This is a genomic window from Galactobacter sp., assembly GCF_022712295.1.
In the GTDB taxonomy this organism is placed as follows: domain Bacteria; phylum Actinomycetota; class Actinomycetes; order Actinomycetales; family Micrococcaceae; genus Galactobacter.
Genome location: NZ_JALAGT010000059.1, coordinates 1 through 4415, shown reverse-complemented (window position 1 = coordinate 4415; position 4415 = coordinate 1). Strand labels below are relative to the sequence as shown.

4 protein-coding genes are annotated in these 4415 nt (G+C 65.0%); 2 read left to right on the top strand and 2 right to left on the bottom strand.

The genetic code is table 11. The features are described from left to right. Positions 1-824: branched-chain amino acid aminotransferase (locus Q0A15_RS04575; protein ID WP_291278349.1), on the bottom strand; the 824-nt coding region annotated here is incomplete at its 3' end. A gap of 227 nt (positions 825-1051) precedes the next feature. After that, positions 1052-2119 carry a 3-isopropylmalate dehydrogenase gene (locus Q0A15_RS04570; protein ID WP_291278348.1) on the bottom strand — a complete coding sequence of 356 codons (1068 nt, stop codon included), beginning with the start codon at positions 2117-2119 and terminating at the stop codon, positions 1052-1054. A 136-nt stretch (positions 2120-2255) separates the two neighbouring features. On the opposite strand from Q0A15_RS04570, the gene Q0A15_RS04565 reads away from it, so the two are divergent. Together Q0A15_RS04565 and Q0A15_RS04560 are read left to right on the top strand one after the other, a co-directional pair. Next, a complete protein-coding gene (locus Q0A15_RS04565; RefSeq protein ID WP_291278347.1) occupies positions 2256-3479 on the top strand; it encodes a sensor histidine kinase in 1224 nt (407 codons plus the stop codon). Positions 3480-3502: 23 nt separating this feature from the next. Continuing rightward, complete coding sequence (locus Q0A15_RS04560) at positions 3503-4186, top strand: response regulator transcription factor (protein WP_291278346.1); 684 nt, start codon at positions 3503-3505, stop codon at positions 4184-4186. Positions 4187-4415: the final 229 nt, after the last annotated feature.

Sequence of the window (4415 nt, the reverse complement as noted above, 5' to 3'; positions counted from 1 at the left end):
TCCGCGGCCCGCGTGAGCACGGAATCCCGGGTGACGCCGTGGAGGATGTTGCCGTTCAGGCGCGGGGTCACCAGCGTGTTGTCGATGACGAAGAAGACGATCAAGCCGCCGCGATCCACGACCGCGTAGTCGTCCGAGGGGTCAAGGAAGATCACCTGCGGGCAGTCATGAGCGGCAGCCTCGAGCTGGGGCAGCAGGGACGCGGCGTAGTTACCGCCGCACTTGGCCTCGCCCGTGCCGCCGTGGCCGGTACGGGAGTAGGTCTCGGAGAGCCAGATCGGTACGGCGTGCAGCTCTCCACCGAAGTAGTTACCTGCCGGGGAGGCGATGACACGGAAACTGACCTGCTTGGCCGGTGCGACACCCAGGAACGCCTCGGTGGCGATCATGAAGGGGCGCAGGTACAGGGACTGGCCGTCTCCGGTGGGGATCCAGGCTTCGTCGGCCTCGACCAGCAGCTGGATGGCCTCGAGGAAGATCTCCTCGGGCAACTCCGGCAGCGCGAGACGGCGGGCCGAGGTGTTCAGGCGCGCCGCGTTCTTCTCGGGGCGGAAGGTGCGCACGCCTCCATCGGAGTGACGGTAGGCCTTGAGCCCCTCGAAGACCTCCTGGCCGTAGTGCAGCACAGCCGCTGCGGGGTCCAGGTTGATGGGGCCATAGGGTTCCAGGCGGGCGTCGTGCCAGCCCTGCCCTTCGGTCCAGTCGACGACGACCGTGTGGTCGGTGAAGTAGTTGCCGAAGCCGGGGTTGGCGAGGATCTCGGCACGGCGTTCGTCGGAAGCGCGTGCCTCGGAAAGGTTCTTGGTGAACTGCAGGCTGCTCACGGTGGGTGATGTCCTTACATCGATGTCCGGGAAACCCCCGGAACGGGGTGTGGCACGGTGGCCACGATGCAACTACTCCGTCCGGTCTGGGCGGAGTTCTTCAAGACAAAAGCCTAGTCCGTTGTACCAGGTTCTGCCGATCAGGGCCCCGTCAGATGACGGGGCCCTGTGGCTACCGTCGGTGGATGCCCGACGGCGGTGGTCCAGTTCTTTTTCTCCCTCGCCGATCAGGCGCTGACGCGGGCCTCGGCGAGGGCGGAGACGATGGCGTCGCCGATCTCGGCGGTGGATCGGTTCCCGGAACGGGCCTCCACGTCCCGAGCGACCACGGCTTCAATGGCGTTCGCGGCGTCGTCCAGGCCCAGATGGTGAAGCAGCAGCGCCGAGGACAGGATCGCGGCGGTGGGGTCCGCGATTCCCTGGCCTGCGATGTCCGGTGCGGAGCCGTGGACGGGCTCGAACATCGATGGTGAGGAGCCGTCGATGTTGATGTTGCCGGAGGCGGCGAGGCCGATGCCGCCTGTGACGGCGCCGGCGAGGTCGGTCAGGATGTCGCCGAAGAGGTTGTCGGTGACGATGACGTCGAAGCGGGAGGGGTCGGTGACCATGAAGATGGTGGCCGCGTCCACGTGAAGGTAGTCAACAGCGACCTCCGGGAATTCGGCGCCGATGGCCTCGACCGTGCGGCGCCACAGGTGTCCGGCGTTGACGAGGACGTTGTGCTTGTGGACCAGGGTGAGCTTGTGGCGGGGGCGGGCCGCCGCGCGCTCGAAGGCGTCGCGCACCACTCGTTCCACTCCGTGAGCCGTATTGATGGAGACCTCGGTGGCGATCTCGTGTTCGGTGCCCTGACGGATCACGCCGCCGTTGCCGACGTAGGGGCCCTCGGTGCCTTCACGCACCACGACGAAGTCGATCTCGCCGGGGTTCTCCAGGGGGGAACCGGTCCCGGGGTAGAGCTTGGACGGCCGCAGGTTCACCGCGTGGTCCAGGTTGAAGCGCAGCTTCAGGAGCAGTTCTCGCTCGATCACGCCTGAGGGGATGCGAGTATCGCCCGGGGCAGCTCCGACGGCCCCGAAGAGGACGGCCTCGTGGTGGCGGATGGCCTCCAAGGTGGAGTCATTGAGGGCTTCCCCTGTCTCCAGCCAGTGAGCCGCACCGAGGGGGTACTCGGTGACGGTGAGTCCGGTGTCGGTGCCAGCAAGTGCCTCGTTCAGGACGCGCAGCGCCTGCTCGATCACTTCGGGGCCGATGCCGTCGCCGGGGATGACTGCCAGGTCGATGTTTCGCGTCATGATTCCAGGGTAGGCCTCCCGTCCGCATAGTGGGCAAGCAGTCTCAACATTTGAGACGTCCATTCCGTGAGTACGTAACAACAGTCAGACCACAGGCTGACGCGGACCGCGCTCCACCACCCCTAGGCTTGGGTACATGACCTGGTTGCGCCGACTCGAAGCCTGGGCCCGCAAGAATCCGGGCAAGCTGGATGCCACGGTCGCCGTCGTCCTCTTAGTGCCGATGAGCATTCTCTACGGGGTGAGCCTTTTCGGGGACTACACGGCAACGTATTGGGTGGGCCTGATCGCCACGGCACTTCTTGCTCTGGCTTTTTCCTGGAGGCGCACCAGGCCCAGAAGGTCACTCTGGATCACTGGCGGGGCCGGACTCATCCAGGCGATCTCCCTCACCGTCAGCCAGGACGGCGTGGACGTCTCCCCCCTCATCTTCCTGGTTCCGGTCATCGCGTACTCCGCGGTGGTCTACGGGCAACGCCAAGATGCCAAGTGGTCCGTCATCTGGTGCATCATCGGCTCGGTGGTGGGCGCCTACGCCGGGAGCTCGAGCTACTACGAGGGCCTCCCCGTTCCGAATTGGCGCACCTTCATCGCATTCATGTTGTTCCTCGCGGCCCTCTGTACGGTCGCCATCGTTTCTGGGTACATGGTGCGCGCCCGGCGTCTGGTCCGAAAAGCCCTGGCCGATCGTGCCGAACGCCTCGAGGCCGAGCAGGAACAGGAACGTGCGCTGGCAGCGGCGGATGAACGGCGCAGGATCGCCCGCGAAATGCACGACGTCCTGGCGCATTCTTTGTCGGTCGTCATCGCCCAGGCGGACGGCGGCCGCTACGCGGCCGCAGCAAACCCCGAGGTGGCCACCGAGACCTTGGGAACCATCGCCTCCACCTCCAGAGAGGCGCTAAAGGAGATGCGCAGCCTGCTGGGAGTCCTGCGTACCGAGGACGACGACGCGGCTCCCAAGGCACCGGCCCCCGATCTGACCCAGGTGACGCAGCTGGTGCAGAACGTCCGGGCCTCCGGCCTGACCCTGGAACACCACGAAGGCGGCCAACCTCGCAGAAAGCTACCGCCTGGAGCGGAATTGGCCGCCTACAGGGCCGTTCAAGAGGCCCTGACCAACGTCCTCAAACACGCAGGTCCCAACGCCCAAGCCGCCTTGTCCATGACCTGGACCCCACACGGACTGAACATCGAGGTCGCCGACACCGGAGTCGGGGCCACCACCACCGACGGCCTCGGCCGGGGCCAACAGGGTATGCGGGAACGTGTAGGGCTCTACGGCGGAACCGTGGACTTCCGCCCGGGCGAAGTCACCGGATACACCGTCCACGTATTCCTCCCCTACGAAGAGATTTGAGAGTCCCCACAGTGAACACCGACATGTCAGCCGACTCGCAACCCATCAAGGTCGCCATCGTGGATGATCAGGACCTGCTGCGCGGCGGATTCAAGATGATCATCGACTCGCAGTCTGACCTCGAGGTGATCGGCGAAGCCCGCACCGGACGCGAGGCCGTGGCCTCCCCCGCTGTTGCCCGTGCCGATGTGGTGCTGATGGACATCCGCATGCCCGAGATGGACGGGATCGAGGCCACCTCACGCTTGCTCGAGGCTCCGGGCCACCACCCCAGGGTGCTGATCCTGACCACCTTCGACCTGGATGAGTACGCCATCGATGCGGTGAAGGTCGGTGCAAGCGGATTCCTCCTGAAGGACGTGCCGCCGGAGGACCTGTTGGACGCGATCCGAACGGTGCACGAAGGCGGCGGCGTCGTGGCGCCGTCGACCACCCGCAGGCTTTTGGAGCACATGGCCCCGGTGCTGCGCTCCCAGTCGCAGGCTCCAGCAGAGAAACGAGAGGCCGTGGATTCACTCACAGCCAGGGAGCGGGAGGTCTATCAGCTGATTGCGCAGGGGCTGACCAATACGGAGATCGCTTCCGAACTGTTCCTGTCGGAGGCCACGGTGAAGACCCATGTTGGACGCATCCTGTCCAAGCTGGACGCCCGTGACCGCGTCCAAGCCGTGCTGATCGCTTACGAGACCGGAGTCGTCACCCCATAATAGCGTTAACATCAAACAACCATCAGTTCGATCCACATACATGAATACACCAGGAATCAATATGAACTCAAATCGACAAGAGATTTCAGGCTCTTCGGATTTGGGGGTGTAGGCGGTTGTTAGTCACGGGTGTGGGTGAAGTGGGTGCGGAAGCCGCCGGCTTCGAGGAGTGCTCGGATGCGGTAGTAGGTGAGGTTGCGGAATCCCAGCGCCGTGCCGCGGAGGTGTT

Coding starts and splice junctions, on each gene's coding strand:
- Q0A15_RS04570 (WP_291278348.1), bottom strand. CDS start 2,119: ATGACGCGAAACATCGACCTGGCAGTCATCCCCGGCGACGGCATCGGC.
- Q0A15_RS04565 (WP_291278347.1), top strand. CDS start 2,256: ATGACCTGGTTGCGCCGACTCGAAGCCTGGGCCCGCAAGAATCCGGGC.
- Q0A15_RS04560 (WP_291278346.1), top strand. CDS start 3,503: ATGTCAGCCGACTCGCAACCCATCAAGGTCGCCATCGTGGATGATCAG.